Origin of the sequence: Pantoea sp. S18 (assembly GCF_045689705.1) — a bacterium.
In the GTDB taxonomy this organism is placed as follows: domain Bacteria; phylum Pseudomonadota; class Gammaproteobacteria; order Enterobacterales; family Enterobacteriaceae; genus Pantoea; species Pantoea symbiotica.
In genome coordinates this window covers 619,304-639,161 of the sequence record NZ_CP142688.1, presented here as the reverse complement: position 1 = coordinate 639,161, position 19,858 = coordinate 619,304, and the positions used below count along the sequence as shown (strand labels likewise).

22 protein-coding genes and 1 tRNA gene are annotated in these 19,858 nt (G+C 54.0%); 9 read left to right on the top strand and 14 right to left on the bottom strand.

The window, feature by feature from the left end; translation table 11 throughout:
- Nucleotides 1-72 precede the first annotated feature (72 nt).
- From VIJ98_RS02855 to VIJ98_RS02845, 3 genes are all read left to right on the top strand, one after another.
- Complete coding sequence (locus tag VIJ98_RS02855; RefSeq protein ID WP_061718445.1) at nt 73-462, top strand: tautomerase family protein; 390 nt, start codon at nt 73-75, stop codon at nt 460-462.
- A gap of 214 nt (nt 463-676) precedes the next feature.
- Nucleotides 677-2,974: a phosphatidylglycerol--membrane-oligosaccharide glycerophosphotransferase gene (gene opgB, locus VIJ98_RS02850; RefSeq protein WP_323272171.1), complete on the top strand. Its 2,298-nt coding sequence runs from the start codon at nt 677-679 to the stop codon at nt 2,972-2,974.
- Nucleotides 2,975-3,164: 190 nt separating this feature from the next.
- Nucleotides 3,165-3,704 carry a hypothetical protein gene (locus VIJ98_RS02845; RefSeq protein ID WP_323272169.1) on the top strand — a complete coding sequence of 180 codons (540 nt, stop codon included), beginning with the start codon at nt 3,165-3,167 and terminating at the stop codon, nt 3,702-3,704.
- Between the two features lie 24 nt (nt 3,705-3,728).
- Here VIJ98_RS02845 and VIJ98_RS02840 read toward each other — a convergent pair whose 3' ends face one another.
- Nucleotides 3,729-4,439, bottom strand: a complete 711-nt coding sequence (locus VIJ98_RS02840) for a GNAT family protein (protein WP_323272167.1) — start codon at nt 4,437-4,439, stop codon at nt 3,729-3,731.
- 107 nt (nt 4,440-4,546) lie between these two features.
- Here VIJ98_RS02840 and VIJ98_RS02835 point away from each other — a divergent pair, with 107 nt between their 5' ends.
- On the top strand, nt 4,547-5,995 hold the full coding sequence (locus VIJ98_RS02835) for a PLP-dependent aminotransferase family protein (protein WP_323272165.1): 1,449 nt from the start codon (nt 4,547-4,549) through the stop codon (nt 5,993-5,995).
- On the opposite strand, the gene VIJ98_RS02830 is transcribed toward VIJ98_RS02835, so the two are convergent.
- The 4 genes from VIJ98_RS02830 to VIJ98_RS02815 all read right to left on the bottom strand — a co-directional run bounded on the left by VIJ98_RS02830 (nt 5,992) and on the right by VIJ98_RS02815 (nt 9,809).
- Complete coding sequence (locus VIJ98_RS02830) at nt 5,992-6,504, bottom strand: RcnB family protein (RefSeq protein ID WP_008107748.1); 513 nt, start codon at nt 6,502-6,504, stop codon at nt 5,992-5,994. The two genes, VIJ98_RS02835 and VIJ98_RS02830, sit on opposite strands and share 4 nt — an antisense overlap.
- 156 nt (nt 6,505-6,660) lie before the next feature.
- Nucleotides 6,661-7,806: a serine hydrolase domain-containing protein gene (locus VIJ98_RS02825; RefSeq protein WP_323275726.1), complete on the bottom strand. Its 1,146-nt coding sequence runs from the start codon at nt 7,804-7,806 to the stop codon at nt 6,661-6,663.
- 183 nt (nt 7,807-7,989) lie between these two features.
- The gene (locus VIJ98_RS02820) at nt 7,990-8,772 is read right to left on the bottom strand and encodes a MetQ/NlpA family ABC transporter substrate-binding protein (RefSeq protein WP_154154376.1); all 783 of its coding nucleotides are present in this window, start codon (nt 8,770-8,772) and stop codon (nt 7,990-7,992) included.
- A gap of 17 nt (nt 8,773-8,789) precedes the next feature.
- The gene (locus VIJ98_RS02815; RefSeq protein WP_323275724.1) at nt 8,790-9,809 is read right to left on the bottom strand and encodes an isopenicillin N synthase family oxygenase; all 1,020 of its coding nucleotides are present in this window, start codon (nt 9,807-9,809) and stop codon (nt 8,790-8,792) included.
- A gap of 210 nt (nt 9,810-10,019) precedes the next feature.
- Between VIJ98_RS02815 and VIJ98_RS02810 the strand changes: the two genes are divergently transcribed.
- Nucleotides 10,020-10,697 (top strand): YecA family protein, encoded by a 678-nt coding sequence (locus VIJ98_RS02810; RefSeq protein ID WP_258144552.1) that lies wholly within the window; start codon nt 10,020-10,022, stop codon nt 10,695-10,697.
- Nucleotides 10,698-10,761: 64 nt separating this feature from the next.
- Here VIJ98_RS02810 and VIJ98_RS02805 read toward each other — a convergent pair whose 3' ends face one another.
- Both VIJ98_RS02805 and VIJ98_RS02800 read right to left on the bottom strand, forming a co-directional pair.
- Complete coding sequence (locus VIJ98_RS02805) at nt 10,762-11,817, bottom strand: DUF1176 domain-containing protein (RefSeq protein ID WP_154154385.1); 1,056 nt, start codon at nt 11,815-11,817, stop codon at nt 10,762-10,764.
- An 83-nt stretch (nt 11,818-11,900) separates the two neighbouring features.
- The gene (locus tag VIJ98_RS02800; RefSeq protein ID WP_323272163.1) at nt 11,901-12,791 is read right to left on the bottom strand and encodes a LysR family transcriptional regulator; all 891 of its coding nucleotides are present in this window, start codon (nt 12,789-12,791) and stop codon (nt 11,901-11,903) included.
- 91 nt (nt 12,792-12,882) lie between these two features.
- Between VIJ98_RS02800 and VIJ98_RS02795 the strand changes: the two genes are divergently transcribed.
- Complete coding sequence (locus tag VIJ98_RS02795; protein ID WP_154154388.1) at nt 12,883-13,662, top strand: NAD(P)H-dependent oxidoreductase; 780 nt, start codon at nt 12,883-12,885, stop codon at nt 13,660-13,662.
- 30 nt (nt 13,663-13,692) lie between these two features.
- Here VIJ98_RS02795 and VIJ98_RS02790 read toward each other — a convergent pair whose 3' ends face one another.
- From VIJ98_RS02790 to VIJ98_RS02765, 6 genes are all read right to left on the bottom strand, one after another.
- Complete coding sequence (locus VIJ98_RS02790; RefSeq protein WP_008107769.1) at nt 13,693-14,022, bottom strand: DUF1493 family protein; 330 nt, start codon at nt 14,020-14,022, stop codon at nt 13,693-13,695.
- Between the two features lie 127 nt (nt 14,023-14,149).
- Nucleotides 14,150-14,536, bottom strand: coding sequence for a DUF1090 domain-containing protein (locus tag VIJ98_RS02785; protein ID WP_154154391.1), 387 nt, complete (start codon nt 14,534-14,536; stop codon nt 14,150-14,152).
- 94 nt (nt 14,537-14,630) lie between these two features.
- Nucleotides 14,631-15,059 (bottom strand): hypothetical protein, encoded by a 429-nt coding sequence (locus tag VIJ98_RS02780; protein WP_154154394.1) that lies wholly within the window; start codon nt 15,057-15,059, stop codon nt 14,631-14,633.
- Nucleotides 15,037-15,453: a polymorphic toxin type 44 domain-containing protein gene (locus VIJ98_RS02775; protein ID WP_154193106.1), complete on the bottom strand. Its 417-nt coding sequence runs from the start codon at nt 15,451-15,453 to the stop codon at nt 15,037-15,039. The genes VIJ98_RS02780 and VIJ98_RS02775 overlap by 23 nt, the downstream gene beginning before the upstream one ends.
- 3 nt (nt 15,454-15,456) lie before the next feature.
- The gene (locus VIJ98_RS02770) at nt 15,457-15,942 is read right to left on the bottom strand and encodes an Hcp family type VI secretion system effector (RefSeq protein WP_154154398.1); all 486 of its coding nucleotides are present in this window, start codon (nt 15,940-15,942) and stop codon (nt 15,457-15,459) included.
- Between the two features lie 364 nt (nt 15,943-16,306).
- Nucleotides 16,307-16,391 (bottom strand) — tRNA-Leu (locus VIJ98_RS02765).
- 273 nt (nt 16,392-16,664) lie between these two features.
- On the opposite strand from VIJ98_RS02765, the gene VIJ98_RS02760 reads away from it, so the two are divergent.
- The gene (locus VIJ98_RS02760; RefSeq protein ID WP_323272157.1) at nt 16,665-17,165 is read left to right on the top strand and encodes a DUF2501 domain-containing protein; all 501 of its coding nucleotides are present in this window, start codon (nt 16,665-16,667) and stop codon (nt 17,163-17,165) included.
- 45 nt (nt 17,166-17,210) lie between these two features.
- On the opposite strand, the gene VIJ98_RS02755 is transcribed toward VIJ98_RS02760, so the two are convergent.
- Nucleotides 17,211-18,587, bottom strand: a complete 1,377-nt coding sequence (locus VIJ98_RS02755) for a PLP-dependent aminotransferase family protein (protein ID WP_323272155.1) — start codon at nt 18,585-18,587, stop codon at nt 17,211-17,213.
- Between the two features lie 112 nt (nt 18,588-18,699).
- Between VIJ98_RS02755 and VIJ98_RS02750 the strand changes: the two genes are divergently transcribed.
- Both VIJ98_RS02750 and VIJ98_RS02745 read left to right on the top strand, forming a co-directional pair.
- Nucleotides 18,700-19,305, top strand: coding sequence for an NAD(P)H-dependent oxidoreductase (locus VIJ98_RS02750; RefSeq protein ID WP_323272153.1), 606 nt, complete (start codon nt 18,700-18,702; stop codon nt 19,303-19,305).
- Between the two features lie 17 nt (nt 19,306-19,322).
- Entirely contained in the window at nt 19,323-19,802 is a 480-nt protein-coding gene (locus tag VIJ98_RS02745; RefSeq protein ID WP_323272151.1) for a carboxymuconolactone decarboxylase family protein, read from the top strand.
- Nucleotides 19,803-19,858 lie beyond the last annotated feature (56 nt).

Genomic DNA, 19,858 nt, shown 5'->3' with positions numbered 1-19,858 from the left:
CTTTCCGGCAGCAAGCGGCAGCATAGAGCCACATCCTACTCTTTTCATGTGAGCAAAAACGAGGGTTTATTTATGCCGTTACTGACATTCGACGTTATTCAGGGCCGTTCAGAATCAGAAATACGCACTTTGCTGGATGCCGCACATCGCGCGGTATTAACCGCATTTAAAGTCCCGGCCCGCGATCGTTACCAGATTGTTCATGAAAACAAAGGTTATCAGATGGTCTTTCAGGACACCGGCTTAGGCTTTGAGCGAACCGACAATCTGGTGATGGTGCGCGTGTATACCAGCCCGAGAAGTGAAGAACAGAAGTGCCTGTTTATGGCAGAGTTAGCGCGCGAGCTGCTGGAAAGTTGCGGCGTTCAGGGCACGGATTTGATGATTAGTTTTATCACCAACAGTAAAGGCGACTGGAGCTTTGCCGACGGCGAAGCGCAATACCTCACTGGAAAACTCTAATCCCCCTTCTCTGCCATCACTGGCAGCAGCGCATCCGTTGCTGCCAGGCGAAACCACAGTCAGCCTTAACCCGCCTTAAACGAATCGGAATGCATCGCACAAATCTGGTTGGATGTGTTGCAGCCTTGTGACACCCAATATAGATTGACGCAAAATCCCCGCAGAGGGTCGTTGGCGCAAGGATTGCGTATTCATTCAACATGAGGATCTAACGTTGTCCGAATTGGTTTCGATTGTACTCTTTTTGGCTGCGATTGCGGTCTACTCCTCTAAAGCCGGGCGAAATAAATTTTGGTTTAGTCTGATCCTGCTGCTACTCACGCTGTTTATCGTGCTTAACGTCACGCTGGTCGCCAGTAACTATTTTACCGGCGATGGCATTAATGACGCGGTGCTGTATACCCTGACCAACAGCCTGACCGGCGCGGGCGTGAGCAAATATGTGGTGCCGGCCATCGGACTGATCATCGCGCTGTTCTCGCTATTTTGCCTGCTTTCGTGGTTACTGCGCCGCCGTAAGCGGCCGCATCACCTCGGCTGGAGTTTACTGGCGATTGCCTGTGCCGCGGGTTCGGTACAAACCACGCCTGCGTTTCGCCAGGTGAAAGAGCTTATCGCCTCACATTCGCGCCTCGCCGATTCGGATTTCGAAAGCTATTACAAAACGCCTAATAAGGTGATCGCCGAGCCCAAGCTCAATCTGGTCTACATTTATGGCGAAAGTCTTGAACGGACCTATTTCGATCAACAGGCATTTCCCGGTCTGGCCCCGGAACTCAGCAGGGAAAAAGATAACAGCATCGATTTCAGCCAAACCGAACAGCTGCCCGGCACCGATTACACCATCGCCGGCATGGTGGCTTCACAGTGCGGCATCCCGCTGTTTGCGCCTTTTGATGGCAATGCCTCGGCTTCGCTCTCCAGCTTCTATCCGCAGAACATTTGTCTGGGCGACATCCTGAAGAACTCTGGCTACGAGAACTGGTTTATTCAGGGCGCCGATTTACGCTTCGCCGGTAAAGACACTTTCCTGCTGTCGCATGGTTTTGATGCGGCCAATATGTATGGCTCGCAGGAGCTGAAGAGTCGCGTCGTCGATCCCAGCTATCGTAATAACTGGGGCTATTACGATGACACGGTGATGGACGAGGTGTTTGAGAAATACGAGGAGCTATCGCGCGCGCAAAAACGCTTCGCATTGTTCACGCTCACCGTCGACACCCATCATCCGGATGGTTTTATCTCGCGCAGCTGCCAGCGCAAAAGCTACAGCTATGATGGCAAACCCAATCAATCCTTTAGCGCGGTGGCCTGTTCGCAGGAGCATGTGGCGCGTCTGATTGAACGCATCAAAGCGTCACCGTGGTTTAAAAACACCATCATCGTGGTAACTTCCGATCATCTGGCGATGAACAACACCGCGCATCAATACCTGATCAAGCAACCGCGCCATGACCTGTTTATGGTGATTCGTGGCGATCAGCCACAGGCGGAAGTGCTCGATGGCAAACGCAGCACGCTGGATAACGGCGCCACGGTGCTGGATATTCTCGGCGGGGATAACGCGATTGGACTGGGTCGCAGCGGCCTCTCTTCGAAATCGCTATCAACCGAGTTCGACGACATGGCAAAGCGCGTCACATCGTGGAAAGCGGACATTATTCAGCTGTGGAATTTCCCCAGCAAGATGGACAACTTCACCGTCGATCAACAGAAAAACACTTTCAGCTTCTCTGGCGCGACCTTCAAATTACCGATTCTGTTCCGCGTCTCCGACAAACATGTCGAACCGCTGCCGGAAGGGGAATACTCGGAACCGCTGCGTTATCAGCTGGCGAGTTTTGCTGCCGCCGACAAGTTCGTTTGGGTCGATCGCTGCTTTAAGATGGCGCGCCTGTGGCAGCCAGAGTTAGCGCTGTCGAACGATTTGTGCGTGTCGATGGGACAAATGGGCGCCAAACCCAGCGTAACCCGCATCGATAAACTGCAGTGGAAAGGTAAAGTCAGCTTCCCGAAAGCAGAAGTCAGTGCGGCAACCTTCCAGCTCAACGAGCAGCAAATACGCATCGAAGACAATGCGATTCGCTACAACGCCGACAGCTTCCTGTTAACGGTGCCCGGCGCGCCAAACAGCGTGAAGAGTTTTAAAGGGATATCACGTCCAGAAGAGTGGGGACGCTGGTCGAATGCCAATCTGGCACCGGAAGTGAATATTGAGTACACCGATCCGCTGCCTGAACGCTTTGATGTGGTCATCACCGCGCGGGCGTTCGGTCCGAATGCGCACCGACCGATTCCCGTGCGCGTTGGCGATGAAGAGCAGCAACTGAATTTGGGAGATGAGTTCTCCACCACCACGCTGCATTTCACCAATCCAACCGGCAGCCGTAATTTGATCATTGCGCCACCGGAGCCGCAGGAGTCGAATGTCGGCAATATCATCGGCCAGGATCCGCGCAAACTGGGGATCGGCATGGTGGATATAAAAATAATTCCGCAGCCGCAAAGTTAAGCGAATACAGCTGGAGTTCAAGGCCTGCCTGCGTGCAGGCCTTTTTTATTGGCTGAACGTGTTACTCGTTGTACGGATTGATTTTTTTCGAGGCGTCGCGCAAAGTTTGCACACTCAAATAGAGTAACCCTCACAACCGGGATAACCTTCTCCTCAGCAAAGGAGCTAGCCGGGAGAGACAAGGATGAGAATGACGATGATAAACACCCATAAAGCCTATCTGGCGCTGCAACAGGCCGGCGTGGCGGATAAGCAAGCTGAAGTAATGGTCGAGATCTTTGCTGAAATGCAGCAAGAAAACTCGCTGACTAAAATCGATCTGTCGCAGGCCATGGAAGGTGTGGTGCGTATGCAGCACGCTACCAATAATCGTATTGATAATCTTGAACAGCGATTTGACCATTTTGAGAAAGATGTAACGGGTCAATTTCAGACGATTTATAAGCACTTCGAGAAAATCGATGAGAGATTTGAAAAAATCGATGAGAGATTTGAAAAAATCGATGAGAGATTCGAGAAAATCGACGAGAGGTTCGAGAAGATAGATCAGAGGTTTGAGAAGATCGATCAGAAGTTCGAGAAACTGGATATTCGCTTAGGTGCAATGGATCAGCGTATGGACCAAAACTTCACGGCCCTAAAAAAAGATTCTCAATGGCTTAAAGGAATCCTGATGGCAATCGTCTGCACCATGATTCCTGCCACCGCAAAATATATGTTCATGAGTTAACCGGGCTGCAAGCCCGGCTTTTAATTACCTCTGACGCAGCGCCTCCAGTTTTTCGCGTTGCGCCCCTTCCGCCGTAAAGTTCTCTGCCGCCAGCCAGCGTTCGAAGCCTTGTTTCACCTGCGGCCAGTCGCTGTCGATAATCGAGAACCAGCAGGTATCACGGCTGCGGCCTTTATAGACAATCGCCTGCCGGAAGGTGCCTTCAAACTGAAACCCTAAACGCAGCGCCGCGTTGCGTGATGGCTGATTGCAGCTGTCGCACTTCCACTCGTAGCGACGATAGCCCAACTGCTCAAAGGCGTAGCGCATCAGCAGATAGTGCGCTTCGGTAGCCATGCGCGTTTGCTTGAGCAGCGGCGAGAAGGCAACGTGGCCGATCTCCACCGATCCGTTTGTCGCATCAATGCGCATCAACGCCAGGCTGCCAACCGCGCGATTGCTAACCGGATCGATCACCGCGAAATGCATGGGATCGCGCCCATTTTCCAGCTTACGCGCATAGGCAACATAGGCTGCTTCATCGGCAAAAGGTTCGGCGAACATATAGGTCCAGTCACGCCCATCAGCAGTCAGCGCATAGGCAGCATAAAGTTCGCGGCCATGACGCTCAGCACTCAGCGGTTCAAGGCGGCAATAGTCGCCGTTGAAGGTTTCATAGCTCGGCCAGGCGCGGGGTTGCCAATCTGGCAGCGGAAATCCTACCGGTTGTCCGTAAGCATTGGTGTGTTGCGACATTCCTCAATTCCTTTATCAGTCAGGACCAGAAATGCAGAGTGCCACTTTGCTGGCGTGTTAAAAAGCGCCACAATGCCCGAAATTGATGGATCCACGGAACTGCGTAAATGAGTGATATTAAGCTACATCGATTATTGCTGGCCCCGCTGGAAACCAACGGCGAGCAGACGCTGCAACAACAGCTGTTTCAGCGTATCAGGCAGGCGATTCTGACAGGCAAACTCGCCGCCGGTACGCGTTTGCCCGCGACACGCCAGCTGGCCCAGGATCTCGCGGTTTCGCGCAATACGGTGATCGCCGTCTGGGCGCAGCTGCAGGCGGAAGGATTTTTGCTGAGCGACCGCCAGGGCAGTCGTATCAGCAATATGGCGCAGCTGCCGCAGGAAAATCAGTCGCATATCAGCGACGAAATCACCTTGTCGCCGCGCATTGCTGAGCTGCGATCCAGCCATCGCAGCTTCAGTCAGGAGATGGCGCTGCGCCCCGGCGTTCCTTCGCTGGCACATTTCCCGCTGGCTCAGTGGCGGCGGGCGTTGAACCGCGTGATGCTGCATCAGCCGCAGCAACTGCTGGGCTACGGCGACCCGCTCGGTGAACGCACGCTCCGTGAAGCGCTGGCGCAGCATCTGGCATTGGCGCGCGGCGTGCGCTGTACGCCCGAACAAATCGTGATTACCGAAGGCGCGCAGCAGGCATTAACGCTGTGCGTGGCGCTGCTCAGCAGCCCAGGCGACATTGGTTGGGTGGAGGAACCGGGATATCGCGGCGCAAAAGCGGCGATGCGGTTGGGAGATATGCGTATTGAACCAGTAGCGGTTGATGCACAAGGGCTGGCACCGCAGCCGCAGGATTGGCAGCAGCGTGCGCCGCGCCTGATCTACACCACGCCAACGCACCAATATCCCACCGGCGTGATCATGAGCGCACCGCGTCGTCTGGCGCTGCTTGCGGCCGCACGGCAACAGCAAACGTGGATTATCGAAGATGATTACGACAGCGATTTTCGCTACAGCGGCGAGCCGATCGCCGCCATGCAGGGCATGACGCAACCAACGCCGGTGATCTACGTCGGCTCGTTCAGCAAAACGCTGTTTCCGGCGCTGCGCCTCGGCTTTATGGTGCTGCCGCCACAGCTGGTCGCGCCGTTGCGCCCTGCGCTACATGAACTGCTGCGCGGCGGAAATCGTCCTGAACAGCAGGCGCTGGCGCTGTTTTTACGCAGCGGTGATTTTAGTCGTCATCTGAGCAAAATGCGCCGTCTGTACCGTCAACGCCAGACGAGTTTGCGGCAGGCTTTGCAGCAAACATTTGGCGCACAGGTTCCGTTGCTGGGCGGCGAATGCGGCATGCATCTGGTGTTATCGCTGGCTGCGGATCAAAACGATATGAGATTGGTGGATCGGCTGATCCAGAGCGGCTACGCGCCGGGCGCGCTGTCGGGATTTTATTCGGGTGAGCAGAAGCAGCAAGGGCTGGTGCTGGGTTACGGTAACACCAGCACCAGCCAGATTACGGCGGGCGTCGCGCAGTTAGCGCGTCTGCTACGCGGGAATTAACCGCGGAAGAAGATTTCGCCTGATTTGCCCATCACGATCTTACCGCTGTCATCGGTGATCAGGATGTAGTTGGCATTGATGTACGCCCAGTGCGTGCCTGGCTGCGGCGCTGGCAGATGGCGTGGCTTCCACTCAACAATGGTGTACTGCTTTTTACGATACTCATCTGGCACCACATCGCCCACTTTGTACTCTTTGTAGTCGATGATGATGGTAGTCAGATCGTAGTTATTCGGAGCCGTCGCATTGCCGCTTTGCGGTGGACGAATTGGCGCGACATCGCCACTGGATTCAGCCGGTTCATTGCTGGCTGGCGCATCGGCTGCCGGAGCCTGCGTTTGCGGGTCTGCGGCTGGCGCCTGGGTTTGGGCATCGGGTGCGGTTTGCTGCACTTGTGGCGGCATCGGTACGGCGTCTGTTTGCTCGCCTTCCGCCAGCGCGGCCGGAGCAAGGCTTAAAGCGCCCAGAAAAATTCCTGCAGAAAGAAGATTGACGTGTGTCCTGCGCATTGGTGATTTCCACTCTGGTTAATTATTAACTGTCCATTTAACTGACAAGTTAAGCACGCAGAAGGTTCCCCCGGCGCGCTTAGCGCGTCAAATTTCGCTGCTCAGCATACCTCAGCTCACGCGTTTTTTGGCGCAGTAAAATTGCAAGCAACCATGTTAGTTTTTGTCGTGCGCTTTCTGCGCCAGATCCATCAATAACGCGATGCCCAGATAGTTACTCCAGTTAAACGCGTTCTGCAGCACCACAATCGCATTGCCGTTCTGCTTATCAAAGCCAATAAAACTCGAGTAGCCGCCGATATAACCCACCTGATAGGTGATCTGCTGATCACCATAACTGTCGGTTACCCACGCGATATTTTGAGACTGATTGCCGTGCTGTTCATAGCCGTGATTAACCTGCGCAAAGGCCGCGTTGAGCGAAGCCCCCGCGCCGTCATGCAGATGCGCATCCAGATAGCGAATCAAATCGCGCGCGTTGCTGTAGAGGCTGGCGGCCGCCACCATATTGTTGTTAAACGCCCAATCCGGCGTAATTTGCCCGCGTGGAATCAGCTTAGGTTGATCGCCCGCATGGCCGAGCGCACGCCACGGATAGCCACGCAGACTCTGCGGCTTGAAGCTGCTGCTGGTCATGCCCAGCGGCTGGAACAGATTGCGCTGCGCCAGCGTTTCGATGTCCTGATGAAAGCGATGTTTGAGGATGTAGCCCAACAGCGCATAGCCAAGATTGGAATAGCGCGCAGTGGGATGCGCGGGCGCGTCAAAATCGGCCAGATAATCCAGCACTGCGTCGCTGTCGAGGTTGCCGTAAAAGTTCTCGCCGCTACGCAGATAGCCCATAAATTTCATGAACATCGGTAAATCCATATCCTGGCGCGGCAAGCCCGAGGTGTGCGTCACCAACTGCAACAGCGTGATGCGTTTGGCATCGTCGCTCAGCGGCACGTTGGGCGGCAAAAGCGTCGCGAGCGTATCGTTCCAGTGCAGTTCGCCGCGATCCACCAGCTCAATAATCACCTCAGCGGTGATGCCTTTACTCAGCGATCCGAGCGCAAATAAGGTATCTGGCGTGATGGGATAACGGTGCACCGCATCGGTGACGCCAAAACTGTAAAATTTAGGCTGGCTGCGTTGATGGATGATGGCGATGCTGATGCCGGAAACCTGCTTCTGATGCATGTAATGGCGCACGATGTCATCGACGTTTTCATTAAAGGTCGCGTGCGAAAGATAGACTTTATCGCTGACGGGCGCAGAGGTTTGTGACAAGGTGCCGCAGGCGCTGAGCAATACGCTCATGCCCAGCAGAATGATGCATGTTACTAAACGATGGCACAGCACCCGTTTATTCCTGGCAAAGATAATCATGGCAATGGATTGAGCGAATTTTTATGTTTTATAGTGGGTGCGACGGGTGTTGGTGGCGAAATATAACACAGAAGAAAGTCAGCGCCACCTGCCAAAACCAGGTGGCGGCGGGGATTATTGATTAACGGGAATAACCGATCCTTGGTAGTGCTGGTTAATAAATTCAGCGGTTTGCTTTGACTCCAGATCTTTCGCTAATTCCAAAATACGCGGATCGTGCGCCAGTTTCGGCGTGGTGACCAGCACGTTGGCATACGGATTATCCTTCGCCTGTTCCAGCGCCAGCGCATCCTTCGACGGCACTAAACCAGCCTGCAACGCGTAGTTGCCATTGATGATCGCCAACTGCGCATCATCCAGCGCGCGCGGCAGCTGCGGCGCTTCCACTTCGATAATCTTGAGATGGTGCGGGTTGTCAGTAATGTCTGCGGAAGTCACCAGCGTATTGGCGCTGCTGCTCTTCAGTTTTATCAACCCATTGGCCTGCAACAGATAAAGTGCGCGGCTCAGATTGGTGACATTATTCGGTACCGCCACTTGCGCGCCATCAGGCAGATCTTTCAGTGATTTCACTTTGTGCGAGTAGATGCCAAGCGGCTCAATATGCACCGTGGCAACCACAGAAAATTTCTCTCCCAGCGCTTTTTCCTGATCGCGCAGGTAAGGCACATGCTGGAAGTAGTTGGCATCGACGTCACCGCGCGCCAGCAGTTCGTTGGCGTTGAGGTTGCCGTTGAGTTCAATCACCTTGAGATCGAGCTTCTTGTCGGTCTGTTTGATGTGGTTGAGGATTTCGCTGTGCGGCACGGCATCGGCCGCCACGCGCAGTGCGGCCGCCGAGGCGTAACTGCTGAACACCGAAACCATCGCTAACGCGGCTATCACCTTTTTATTCATCTGCTTCCCTTAGTTTCTTATGATTTAACGCTATTGAGAGTGTCAGCGTAATAACGCTGCGCCACGTCGCGATGCGATCGCAAACGCCCTTTGAGATAGTTCCAACCCACTTCACGCAGCAGCGGATTGCTGGGATCGCTGGTGGGTCCGCGCGCTTCTGCCGCCAGCTGCGGCGGTAACTGATACAGCGGCACTTCGGCATCAAGCTGGGCACCGAGGAAGAAAGCGATGGAGATGCGCTGCTGATTTGCCGACGGCGACACCACGCGATGCACGGTGGCGCGCAGATAACCGTTGGTGGCGATTTCCAGCAGTTCGCCGATATTCACCACAAAAGCGCCCGCTTTCGGCAGCGCATCAACCCACTGATCCGGCGTGACTTCAACCTGCAATCCCGGTTGATCGTCCTGCAACAGAAAGGTCAGAAAGCCGGAATCTTTATGCGCGCCAACACCTTGCTGGCTGGCAGCGGCATCCTGACCTGGATAGCGAATCAGCTTCACATGTTCGTTGGGATGCGTGCCGTACAGCGCATCAAAAGCGTCCGCCGGCAGCGCCAGTGATTTGGCGAAGGCGCGCAATAAACGCAGCGCCACGTCGGTCATCGCCTGCTGCCACGCGTGGATAACCGGACGCAGCTGCGGCAGCGCCTGCGGCCACAAATTGGGCCCTTGCAGCTGCTTCCATGCTGGATCGTCTGGCTGCAATGTCAGCGCGGCGCGTTCTGCGCCGATATCAAATTGCTCGCGCTGATCGCGCTGATCACGGGTATATTCCACGCCCGCACGGTTGTAGCCGCGAAAATGCGGCGAATGAATCATCGAAACGCGCTGCTTCTCTTCATCCGGCAAGGCAAAAAAGGCGTGCGTGATGCTTTGCACGTTCTGCAACAGTTGCGGATTGATGCCATGATTCACCAGATAGAAGAAGCCGACGTCACGCGCGGTTTCGCGCAGTTCGGCAAGGTATTGCGCCTGTTCCACATCCGGCAGTTCCAGCAGGGCTAAATCCAGTACCGGCAATGTGCTGGCCATAATTTGCATCCTTTATGCAGAAAAATTCTGCCTTTACGCTGCCATCTGTCGACAAAAGCAGCCAATACTGTTGCGCGATAAGTTATGGCGAATCATTTTTAGGAGAGGTTCAGCAATCGATATGCAAAAAGCGATAAATCGCGCCCGCTTCTCGCTATAATCGCCGCCAATTAACTTTGGGCATTGCCCATCAATGAAAGCAGGAGATGCCGTATGAACCAGGGTCCGTTAACCGAAAAAGAGCTGAACTGGCTTGAAGATATGCTGGAGAAATACGGCAACGAACACTCGGTGGTGGACACCGCTGAGCTGGACGGCATGCTGACGGCGCTGCTCTCAGGCCCGAACGACATCGAACCGAGCGAATGGCTGGTGGCGATGTGGGGCGGCAAAAAGCACATTCCAAAATGGTCGAATGAGCGCGAGATGGATCGTTTTATGACGCTGACGTTCCAGCATCTCAACGACATCGCCGAGCGCCTTGCCGAATTCCCGGAGCAGTTTGATCCGCTGTTTGGCACGCAAGAGATGGAAGGCCAGGAATTCACCGTGGTGGAAGATTGGTGCTACGGCTATCTGCGCGGCGTGGCGCTGGATGCAGATTGGTCGCTGCTGCCAGAATCACTGCAGCCGATGATGGCGGCGATTGCCTTGCACGGCAGCGAAGATCATCTGGCGAAGCGCGAAGCCTTCACGCCGGACGAGTTTGAAGCCAGCATCGAGGCGATTCGCCCTGCGGCGCTGGAGCTACATGAATACTGGCAGGAACAGCGCATGGCGCAGCCCGATCCAGAACCTCAACTGCCGCACTTTGCCGGCGAGAAAACCGGCCGCAACGATCCTTGCCCATGCGGCAGCGGTAAAAAATATAAGCAGTGCTGCGGCAAGTAGGGTCGCCATTTGTAGGGTCGCCATTCATGGCGACCTGACAACCAGGCGCGCATAAATGCGCACCCTACGGGATTGAAGCCGCTTTCACCTCGGTAACCCAGGTTGGCAACTGCCATGCGCCGCCCGCGCGAATCGCGCGGCACATGCCGGTGGTAGCATCGCTGCTCTGCTCAAACGCTTTGCCATCCCAAACCCACGCCGCCGTGCTCCAGCAGTCGCCGATGCCGCGCCCTTTCTGCGCTTCGGAGATCACACCTTCGCTGTAATCAGAGCCAGAATCCGTCACCAGCTGAGGTGTGCCCTGCAACGCTTTGTCGATCAGCCAATAGCCATAACCTTCGTTATACGCCCCGCGCCAGCACAAGGCGGCGATCAGCACGTGCGCATCATCAACCGGCGTTAACGTCAGCGGCTCCGCGCCCTCTTCCGGCTGATCGTCGGACGGTGCCAGATTGTCGCAGCTGTCGTCATCGGTGAGCGAAGCAATCAGCTTCGGCTTCAACAGCGCCAGCTCATCGGCCGTCAACGGACGCGCATCAGCCTTCACCACTTTCACCTGTTGAATCACCGGCATCGCCACCGCTGCCGGTACGCTGTTTTCCGGCTTGTTGCCTTTACGCACCAGCGCGCCCGGCGTGCTAAGACGACCTTGCGCATCATCCATCTTCAGCAGCACCGCAAACGCGCCATTGCTGGAGAGATCGAAAGGCTCCTCGCCACCGCGAAACTCCACTTTGCCGCTGCCTTTAATACCGTTGATCAGCGCCTGGGTTTGTTCATCGGTCAGCGTCCATTCGTCGTTGTCGGCTTTCGCCACGTCGCCCAGCGCACGGTCATCAATCCACAGCGCTAAGTTGTTCACCACTTTAGAATCATCATCGCCGGTATCGGCCAGCACCACGCGACCGTGCGTCACCGCATTGGGGCCACCGGCACGCACCAGCAGCACCGAGCCGCCCGCGCCCTCTTCGGCGCTGTAACCGGCGGCGCGACAGGTCAGCGTGTTATCGCAGGCCAGTTCCCAGTCTTTGTGGCTAAAGGAGACGCCGTCTTGATCTGCCAACAGCGGCGCACTCAGGCTGGCAAGTAGCGACATCGCCAGCAGCAATCGGGTAATCATGCCATCTCTCCATAATGGTAAAGGTGGCTAGTGTGATGATTTTTGTGATGCGGGAGAAGTGAATTTTTTGCGGCGAAGCTGATTTAAAGCGCCGCCACAATCTGCTGCCGCAACCACTGCTGAGCCGGGTCGCGATGCAGGCGTTCATGCCACAGCAGCAAAATATCAAAGCCCGGCACCTCCAGCGGTAAATCGATTACCTGAAGGTGCAAAGTTTGACGCACCAGCCGCTCGGGCAGCACCGCCACCAAATCGCTGTTCGCCAGTGTTTCCTGCATAAACAAGAAATGCGGCACCGACAACACCACGCGGCGTGAACGTCCCAGCTTCGCCAGCGCAGTGTCGGTGGCGGCGCTGAAGCCGCCGCCATCCGGCGACACCATGACAAATTCCAGCTGGCAGAATTGATCCAGCGTCGGCGGACGTTGCAATAGTGGGTGATCGCGCCGTCCCGCCAGCACGTAGCGCTCGCTGAACAGTTTGCGTTGATGCAACGTCGGCGGCGCGTTATCGCCGGTATGAAACACCACATCCAGCTCACCTTTTTCCAACTGCTGTGCTATCAGCGGTGGATTGAGCGCCAGAATCGCCATACGACTCTGCGGTGCAGCAGCGCGAATCAGGTTGAGGGCGGGCAGCACCAAAGCCGATGAAGTGTAATCTGTGGCTGCGATGCGCCAGGTGACTTCGGCATTGGCCGGATTAAAGGTATCGGGCGGGGCGACCGCACGTTCTACCGCCTCAAGCGCCAGACGCAGCGGCTCACGCAACGCTTCAGCGCGCGCCGTTGGCAACATGCCGCGCGGCCCAGGCAACAACAGCGGATCCTCAAAATGTATACGCAAGCGCGCCAACTGAGCGCTGACGGAAGGTTGCGAGAGATGCAGACGCTGCGCCGCGCGCGTCACGTTGAGTTCGGTTAGCAGCACGTTGAGCGTCTGCAGCAGATTCAAATCCAGTGAGTTGATATTCACCCTGTCTATACCTGAGATATCAGCAATTGATTTCTAGTATAGCCAGCACCGACTTAATCTGCAGTGGTTTTCATCTCACAGGATTAAGCCCATGAATGTACTGATTGTGTATGCCCATCCGGAACCGCGTTCGCTGAGCGGTTCACTCAAAGATTTTGCCGTGCAGCATTTAGAGCATGCCGGACATCAGGTGCAGGTCTCTGATCTCTATGCGATGCAGTGGAAAGTGCAGCTCGATGCTGATGACACGCGCGCCCCATTAGTGGGTGACCATTACGATGCGACAGTGGATTCACGCTTCGCCTACGATCATCAGCTGCAGGCTGGCGATATCGCCGCCGAGCAGGAAAAATTGCGCTGGGCTGATACGGTGATTTTCCAGTTTCCGCTGTGGTGGTTTTCGATGCCCGCCATCATGAAAGGCTGGTTTGACCGGGTTTACGCCAACGGATTTGCCTACGGGGTGGGCGAGCACAACGAACAGCATTGGGGCGATCGCTATGGCGAAGGCAATCTCAGCGGTAAACGCGCGATGCTGGTGGTGACGACAGGCGGATGGGAATCGCATTACAGCCCGCGCGGCATTAACGGCCCAATTAACGATCTGCTGTTCCCGATTCAGCACGGCATGCTGTTTTATCCCGGCTTTAGCGTGCTGCCACCGCTGGTTTTCTATCGGGTACAAAAGTCGGCAGCAGAGCGTTTTGCTGGCTGGTGCGATGCGCTGGCCACAAGGCTGGATACGTTGGAAGAGACAGCGCCAATTGCCTATCGTCAGCAAAACGGCGGCGACTATGAGATTCCTGCGCTGACGTTGAAAGCGGAGTTTGTAGCGGAAGAGAACGGCTTTGGCGTGCATGTAAAGCGGTGAAAGGCAGCAGGCTCGGCGCTGAGCCTGCGGTTACTCGTACAGCCAGCGCCCCGCTTTCGCCGATTCAATCAACATTCCCAGCGTGAAATCAGGTACCACCGGCACTTCACGCTTATTGAATGGATTGAGAATCTGCGCCAGCGAGGGTTCATCGGGATAGTAGGTTTCGATGACAAATCCGCCGCGATCGACGCTGAACTCGCCGAAGAACTCATCCATCAGCGCAGCAGCTTCTTCACGTTCGAAGTTGAGATCGCTATCGATATCAATCTGCGGCGTCAGCGTTTTTTGCTTAAACAGGTAAACGCCGTCGTAACGTCGCACCAGCTCGTAGATACGCTGCTCAATTTCAACTGTCATCGCTTCTGCACCTCCACTGATTTCACCGGAGCGCCATTCTGCCATGCAATCCCGACAGTTGGATGAAAAAAATCTCTGCGGGAGAATTTTGAGACAAAGCGCGAATTTTCTGGGCGGGACGCCCGGTTTATTGCGTCAATGCGTCCTGTGCTTGTTTCAACTCTTCACGCGCGTCGGCCAGTTTACGCTGCTGCTTCTCAATTTTGTCGCTGCGGCCTTTGGCCTGCGCCTCTTGTAAATCCTGCTCACGCTCCTGCACTTTCAGCTGCTTCTCGGCTACTTTCTCCTGGCGCGCTTTGAGCAATCCGCTGTCGGTGCAATGTTCGCTGGCTTCACGCAACGCTTTCTCCAGACCCGCGATGCGCGCAGCATTGCCATGCTCACGCGCCATCGCCAGTTCTTGCTGGATATCCTGTTTTTTGGCAGCACAACCGGTGGCTGGGTTGGCAGCCTGAACCGAAGTCACAGTCAAAGCGGAGAAAAGAATCGAAAGGGAAATCAGGGTGTTTTTCATGGTGAACTCTTGGTTTAAGTTGATGGGAGCTATTATACGAAGAGTTCTTAACAGGATCTTAAGGGCAACAAATCAATACTAACTTTGATAAGAATTAGTATGGTTTTGCCGTGATAACTACGGGAACGGTATAAATTGAATTATTATAATTATAGGCAGGAAGATTATTAAAAGAAAAAATCTTACCTTTGACATTCAGATAAATCACTCCATTTTCAACCTTAATGAGTGCGTTAGGATCAGAAGTAATCAGAAAGGGCGAATAATCATTACTTAAAACCTTCTTGAAGTCCTTAACGGTTTTACTTGAATCGTATAAGTAATAACGATATGAGAAATCTGTCGTAGCGCCTGCACTTGCCTCAGTAATAAAAATATTAGTCTGAGTATTAACAGCTTGCTCATGGACAATTGATTGTTCCAGCGGAGACAGCTTTGATAACGAGTAAACAGCAAAAAAAATCACCATTAAAAAAAACATCATTAAAAAATGACGTTTCTTAAAAACCTGAGCGTTTAGCATATTCAATCCCTGCTCTTATCCAATATTGGTCTTCAGGATCGTCGCCAAATGGGCTTGAACCATACCAACTTCCAAATTCTATGTTACTTGTCCCTGCACGGCTTTGCGCCCACCCTGCCGCTCTGAGTAATACAGCCTCAGTTATTCCAGCCGCATGTCCAACAGCACCATAATTGAAGTTCCCAAAATTGGCATATTGTTTACCACTGTAATTTTTATAATCCCATGGACCATGTCCTCTAACTTGACTATAGAACCATGCGTAGGTCATGGCTGACGGCCCTTTGTGTAGGCGGGCTAACATCATATTATTGAGAATTGAAACCCCCGGCGGGCTAAACGAGATAATATCAAATGGAGGCTGCGGCGATGCAGCAAGAGTTGGATAGCGCATTGATTATGCTCTCTCATTCCAGCTATCGGAGAACATAATATTGCCGTCACAATATTTCCAGGTAATTTTTTCATATGCAAACTCAACACATTCGAGGTGATTATGCTTCTCTTTTTCAGGGTCCTTTGTATCGTGCATTACTGGTGACACACCAATTATTTTCACACCTTCGATCAGGATATTGAAATATTCCACTTCCTGACCAGCATCATTAATGTGATACCACCTAAATTCAGCTGATGTTAAGTTTTGACCAGTTGCTACAGCCTTGTAAAGATACGGTGATGAAGCATCAAATTCTTTTTGAATGATTATTGGTGCATGCTTTCGTGTACCAGTAGGTTTACCTGTTTGAGGATCAGTTGGGAGTCTAACGTTATGAGAAAATCCGGTAACTTCAATACTGCCCTCACGATTTAGCACATCAACGGAGCCACGAATATCAGCCCCGCCATCATCTTTTAGCCAGAGATTTGCTGGAATAGGCATTTCACATCGTCCTTTTTTTGTTCATCCTTAAAGTGAAGATACACAAAAAAACAAATAACACGTAGTTATTTTATGGTCTTTTGGGGGAATTGTGATTCAAACATTATTATTGAATTTTGTGGGTTGAGAATTGAAATATTTGGAACTGTTCCCAATGAGAAGGAAAACCCTCAGTTTATATTAGGCGTTCACATAAGAGGATTTGTTAATAATTTGCAATAACAAAGCCATTCTTTTCAATTTGAAAGTATGCTTGATGAAGGATGTGTAATGAACTCCATTTTGTGCATTTTTCTACGGAGCTACAGAGGATTTCAGACACAAAAAAAGCCGCTCGTAAGCGACTTAATTTTGCATCAATCGATGGTGCCGAAGGCCGGACTCGAACCGGCACGTATCTCTACGGTTGATTTTGAATCAACTGCGTCTACCGATTTCGCCACTTCGGCACTGAAGAGGATGCGGAAAACGTTGGGGATTATACCGTTACGAGCAGAGTGCGCAACTGGAATCGTTGGGGATGTGTGCTAAGCGTTGAAAAAAACAGCGTTTCGCAGATAACTGCTTGTTATACCGTCAATCACGCTAACCAAAGTTCAAAAACCAAAACCCAGAACGGTCCCAATTTGCCCCAATCCGCCCGCTTAACTGGAACTTTCCGCTGCCAAACCTCTCTTAACCAAAACTGACGCAGTCAGAACATAAAAGACAACGAGGTTGAGATGAAATTACAAGGCATGATTTGGGGATGGGGCATCGCGGCAGCCATGGTTGCGGGAAGCGCATCGGCGGCAAGCTGGCAGGATCAGCTGAGCAGCGCGGCATCGCAGCTGTCACAGCAAAACAACAACACCAGCACCACGCAGAACGGCGGCATGTCGCTCTCATCGCTCACCGGCCTGCTGAACGGCGGCGATAAAGCGGTGAGCTCCAACAGCATGACCAACGCCGCGGGCGTGATGTCGTATTGCGTGCAGCACAACGTGGTGGATAACAATGTGTCATCGGTGAAGGACCAGGTGCTGAGCAAGCTCGGTTTAAGCACGCCAACGGCACAAGCGCAGAAAACCGATTATCAGCAGGGTTTGCAAGGCTTGCTGAACACCGGCAACGGTCAGCAGCTGAACTTGCAGAGTCTGAGCAACTCGCCGATGGGTGAGAAGCTGAAAACCAAAGCCTGCGACGTGGTTCTGAAGCAAGGCAAAAAATATATCGGCATGTAAGGACGCGCCGGTATCAAGGCGCGAGCTGTCCCTCGCGCCTTTTCTTTAACCCAATAACGCTCGCGTCTCCTGCACCGTTCTCTGCAACAACTCCCGCGCCTGCTCCACCGATCGAACATTGGTATAGCCAATCACCAGGCCATAGCGTTTCTGCGTCTGCATGTACCAGCCGGAAAGCGGTAATACGCGCAGCTGATGTCGCTGCCAAATCGCCGCCAGCGCCGCGTCCTGCGTGCCGCGTGGCAGGAAGGCGACAATGTGCATGCCGCCATCGGTCAGTTCAAAATCAAATACATCCGGGAAACACGCCTGTAAGGCATCCAGCATCATGCGGCGTCGCTGCTGATAGAGAGTGCGCATCTTTTTGATGTGGCGATAGAAATGCCCTTCGCTCAGGAACTGCGCCAGAATCTTTTGCGGCAGCAGCGACATGCCGGTTTCGAGGATTTCTCCCAGCTCGCTAAAGCGCGCGATGGTCTCTTTCGGCATCACCAGATACCCCACGCGCATCGCCGGCATCATGGTTTTGCTGAAAGTGCCGGTGTAAATCACTCGATCGTGCACATCGAGGCTTTTCAGCGCCGGAATCACTTTGCGCGTGTAGTGAAACTCGCCGTCGTAATCATCTTCAATGATCCAGCTGTCGTTGTGCTGCGCCCACTCAAGCAGCTGATGCTTACGCGGCAGCGATAAAGTTACCGCCAGCGGGCTGTGATGCGTAGGCGTGACGATGGCGAAACGCGCATCGGCGTGATAGCGCAGCAGATAATCCACATCCATACCTTGCCGATCGACTGGCACGTAATGCAGATTCGGCGCGATGCGCTTCAGCAGTTTTTGCCCGAAAAAGTAGCCGGGATCTTCAAACATCACCTTGTCGCTCGGCTGCGCCAGCACCGCCAGAATCAGTCGCAGGTTGGCGCGATAACCACTGGTGATAAAGATCTGTTCCGGCTGGCAGTTGAGCCCGCGCGAGATGTTCAGATAGCTGGCGATGGCTTCGCGCAGCGGCTGATAACCCATGATCGGCGGCAAAATCATCTCATCCGCACGCAGGCTGCGCGCCGCTTTGCCGGAAATCAGCAGCCACTTTTTGTGCGGAAACTCATCCAGTGCCGGGATGCCAAGCCGCAGCTCGCCCTTTGGTTCACGCAGTGAAGCATCAGTGGCTGGCGGCGCTGGCAGCGCTGTTTCCTCGGTTGCTGCCGCCAGAATCAGTTCCGGATTAACGCGCGTGCCCTTCGCGCCCTGGCTGACGAAATAGCCTTCGCCGATCAGGATTTCATAGGCGGCTTCCACCGTCTTTCGCGCCACCCGCAACTCACTCGCCAGTGTGCGGATCGCCGGGACGCGGTCGCCCGGCTTCAGTTGCCCTGCGAGAATCTGCTGGCGATATCGCGCGTAAATCTCTTTATATCCCACGCCATGTCCTACCTGTTTTCACGGTTTTTGACCCTTTTCACTCAGACATAGAAGTTTAAGATGCACGCATCAACCACGCAATGCATCGCCATCTCGCTTAAGGAACACATGAATGAAACTGCTGCACATCAAAGTCAGCCCCGATTTGGCGGGTTCAGCGTCACGCATCGCTTCGGCCCATTTAGTGGAGAAACTGCGAGCGCAGCATGCCGACCTCGAAGAGACGGTGCTGGATTTGGCGCAACATCCGCTGCCGCATCTGGATGCTTTTACGATTGGCGCTTTCTTTACTCAGCCGGATCAGCGTGATGAAGCGCAGCGTGCTGCCATCCAGACGTCGGAGCGTTTGGTCGATCAGCTGTTTGCCTGCGACACGCTGGTGATCTCCTCGCCGATGTGGAACCTCAGTTTGCCGTCGGTGCTGAAAGCCTGGTTTGACCATATCACCCGCGCCGGACGCACCTTCGCCTTCACGCCGGATGGCTGCAAAGTTGGATTAGTGAACGGCAAAAAGGTGTATAGCGTCGTCGCCAGCGGCAGCGTGTTTGCCCACGGTCCGTTTGTGCAGGATGACCAGTTCACGCCTTACATCCGCGTGGCGCTCGAATACATCGGCATCACCGATGTGGAATTTATCCGCGTTGACGGCACGCACGATCCCATCAATCGCGCCACCGCTTTACCGCATGCCCTGCAATCCATTGAACGTCTATTTTGAACAGAGAGGACAACACCATGACTTCACGCGTTAACCATTTCAAAAACATTCCCGCGCTGGTGAAAACCTTAGGCGACGCCACCGCTGCGCTGGGGAAATCGTCACTCGACACCACCATTAAGCATCTGGTCGATCTGCGCGCTTCGCAGCTCAACCAATGCGCCTTCTGCGTCGATATGCATGTGAAAGAGGCCAAACTGCACGGCGAGCGCGAGCTGCGTCTGCATCACGTGGCAATCTGGCGCGAATCCCCGCTGTTCACCGCCAAAGAGAAAGCGGCACTGGCGCTGACCGAAGCGTTGACGCATCTGGGCGATCACGGCATCGACGAAGCGCTGTACAACGAGGTGCGCGCGCACTTCTCTGAAGTGGAGACCAGTGAGTTGACGTTCTGCATCGCGGTGATCAACACCTGGAACCGCCTGATGGTGCTGTCGCAGATGACGCCGGGCGCATTGGACAGCGCTTATGGGTTGGATCGTGCTGATTTACGTTAATTTTTACCGCCAGTAGCCGATGCTGCTGGCACCACCATGTTCATCTGCGCTGCCTG

Excerpts from the sequence above, each read along its gene's own strand:
- VIJ98_RS02855 (WP_061718445.1), top strand. The coding sequence starts at position 73 with ATGCCGTTACTGACATTCGACGTTATTCAGGGCCGTTCAGAATCAGAA.
- VIJ98_RS02845 (WP_323272169.1), top strand. The coding sequence starts at position 3,165 with ATGACGATGATAAACACCCATAAAGCCTATCTGGCGCTGCAACAGGCC.
- VIJ98_RS02840 (WP_323272167.1), bottom strand. The coding sequence starts at position 4,439 with ATGTCGCAACACACCAATGCTTACGGACAACCGGTAGGATTTCCGCTG.
- VIJ98_RS02835 (WP_323272165.1), top strand. The coding sequence starts at position 4,547 with ATGAGTGATATTAAGCTACATCGATTATTGCTGGCCCCGCTGGAAACC.
- VIJ98_RS02830 (WP_008107748.1), bottom strand. The coding sequence starts at position 6,504 with ATGCGCAGGACACACGTCAATCTTCTTTCTGCAGGAATTTTTCTGGGC.
- VIJ98_RS02825 (WP_323275726.1), bottom strand. The coding sequence starts at position 7,806 with ATGAGCGTATTGCTCAGCGCCTGCGGCACCTTGTCACAAACCTCTGCG.
- VIJ98_RS02820 (WP_154154376.1), bottom strand. The coding sequence starts at position 8,772 with ATGAATAAAAAGGTGATAGCCGCGTTAGCGATGGTTTCGGTGTTCAGC.
- VIJ98_RS02810 (WP_258144552.1), top strand. The coding sequence starts at position 10,020 with ATGAACCAGGGTCCGTTAACCGAAAAAGAGCTGAACTGGCTTGAAGAT.
- VIJ98_RS02805 (WP_154154385.1), bottom strand. The coding sequence starts at position 11,817 with ATGATTACCCGATTGCTGCTGGCGATGTCGCTACTTGCCAGCCTGAGT.
- VIJ98_RS02795 (WP_154154388.1), top strand. The coding sequence starts at position 12,883 with ATGAATGTACTGATTGTGTATGCCCATCCGGAACCGCGTTCGCTGAGC.
- VIJ98_RS02790 (WP_008107769.1), bottom strand. The coding sequence starts at position 14,022 with ATGACAGTTGAAATTGAGCAGCGTATCTACGAGCTGGTGCGACGTTAC.
- VIJ98_RS02785 (WP_154154391.1), bottom strand. The coding sequence starts at position 14,536 with ATGAAAAACACCCTGATTTCCCTTTCGATTCTTTTCTCCGCTTTGACT.
- VIJ98_RS02780 (WP_154154394.1), bottom strand. The coding sequence starts at position 15,059 with ATGCTAAACGCTCAGGTTTTTAAGAAACGTCATTTTTTAATGATGTTT.
- VIJ98_RS02775 (WP_154193106.1), bottom strand. The coding sequence starts at position 15,453 with ATGCGCTATCCAACTCTTGCTGCATCGCCGCAGCCTCCATTTGATATT.
- VIJ98_RS02770 (WP_154154398.1), bottom strand. The coding sequence starts at position 15,942 with ATGCCTATTCCAGCAAATCTCTGGCTAAAAGATGATGGCGGGGCTGAT.
- VIJ98_RS02760 (WP_323272157.1), top strand. The coding sequence starts at position 16,665 with ATGAAATTACAAGGCATGATTTGGGGATGGGGCATCGCGGCAGCCATG.
- VIJ98_RS02750 (WP_323272153.1), top strand. The coding sequence starts at position 18,700 with ATGAAACTGCTGCACATCAAAGTCAGCCCCGATTTGGCGGGTTCAGCG.
- VIJ98_RS02745 (WP_323272151.1), top strand. The coding sequence starts at position 19,323 with ATGACTTCACGCGTTAACCATTTCAAAAACATTCCCGCGCTGGTGAAA.